A 1,317-nucleotide genomic window follows, 5' to 3' on the forward strand; every position below is an offset into this window, starting at 1 on the left:
GGAACGGGGCTCGGGCTCGCCCAGATCGCCGTGGTGGTGTTGAACCGGGTCTCCGACGCCGCCTGGCTGCCGAGCAGCGTGCACGTGCCGGTAGCGGCGGTCGCCGTGCCGCTGATGGTGGGTATCGCGGTGACGGTGGTCGCTGCGATGACGCCCGCGCGGGCCGCGACGCGGGTGGCGCCGTTGGCCGCGCTGCGTCCGCCCGCTCCTCCCGCGTTCGGGTCGAAGGCGTCCAGGCGGCGCATGACGGTGACGGCAGCGCTGCTGCTCACCGGTGGTGGCTTGCTGGCCATGGGAACCGTGATGGCAGCGAGCGACGCGGGGGTGGGCTTCGCGCTCGCCGTCGGCATGCTCGGCGGTGCGGTCTCGTTCCTCGGCGTGGTGGTCGGCGCGGTGGTGATCGTTCCACCGGCGGTGTCAGCGCTCGGCGGTCTGCTCGCACGGGTCGGCGGAATCCCGGCACGGATGGCTGCGGTGAACGCCGTCCGCCACCCACGCCGGACGGCATCGACGGCAGCGGCACTGCTCATCGGGGTCACGCTGGTGGCGATGATGTCTGTGGGCGCGGCTTCGACACAGGCGACACTTGACGACGAGCTCGACGAGCGCTACGCCGTGGACGCGGGGGTCGGCCACCTTCCGGCGCTGCCCGGGATAGGTGTGCTCGCCGAGGAACCTGAGCTGGCACGCGGTGCTGCCCAGGCCGCGGCCGGAGTGCACGGTGTGTCCGCTGTGGTGCCGCTGCACGGGGTGCGTGCCATGGTAGGGCCATCAGACGCCGCAGGGACGGATGCCAGCGTCCACGGCGTCGATCCGGACGCGGCCCGGGGCGTCATCCGTTCCGGCTCCAGCCTCGATGCGCTGGCGCCCGGCACCGCCGTCGTGCCGTCCGGCATCGCGGGCGACCTCGGCGTCGACACCGGAGACCAGCTGTCGATCGTCGTCGATGACCGTTCGCTGGAGGTCGAGGTCGCGGTGGCGGACTTCCCGGATAAGGCCGTCGTCATCGCCGAAGAGGACATGCGGGCTCTAGACCCGGATGCGCCATTGAGCAGGGTGTGGCTGGGCTTGACCGGCGCGGCCGACCCGGGCGACGTGATCCGCGACATTCAGGACGCAGTCAGCCAAGCCGTCCCAGGCGGTGAGCCGGCGCCGGTCGACGGGGCGGCCGCGGAGCGGGCGGAGATCTCCGACGTGCTGGACACGATGCTCGCCGTGGTCACCGGGCTGCTGGCGGTCGCTGTGGTGATCGCCTTGATCGGAGTGAGCAACACGCTCTCACTCTCGGTGATCGAGCGCACCCGGGAGTCGGCGACC

1 protein-coding gene and 1 pseudogene are annotated in these 1,317 nt (G+C 72.1%); one reads left to right on the forward strand and one right to left on the reverse strand.

The features are described from left to right. Window positions 1–245, reverse strand: a pseudogene (locus ELR45_RS39745) (hypothetical protein); the annotation flags it as partial. On the opposite strand from ELR45_RS39745, the gene ELR45_RS36075 reads away from it, so the two are divergent. Then, window positions 244–1,317 (forward strand): ABC transporter permease family protein (locus tag ELR45_RS36075; RefSeq protein ID WP_205857598.1); only part of this gene is annotated, 1,074 nt, incomplete at its 3' end. The pseudogene ELR45_RS39745 and the gene ELR45_RS36075 overlap by 2 nt on opposite strands.

Origin of the sequence: Phytoactinopolyspora endophytica (genome assembly GCF_004138495.1) — a bacterium.
GTDB lineage: Bacteria > Actinomycetota > Actinomycetes > Jiangellales > Jiangellaceae > Phytoactinopolyspora > Phytoactinopolyspora endophytica.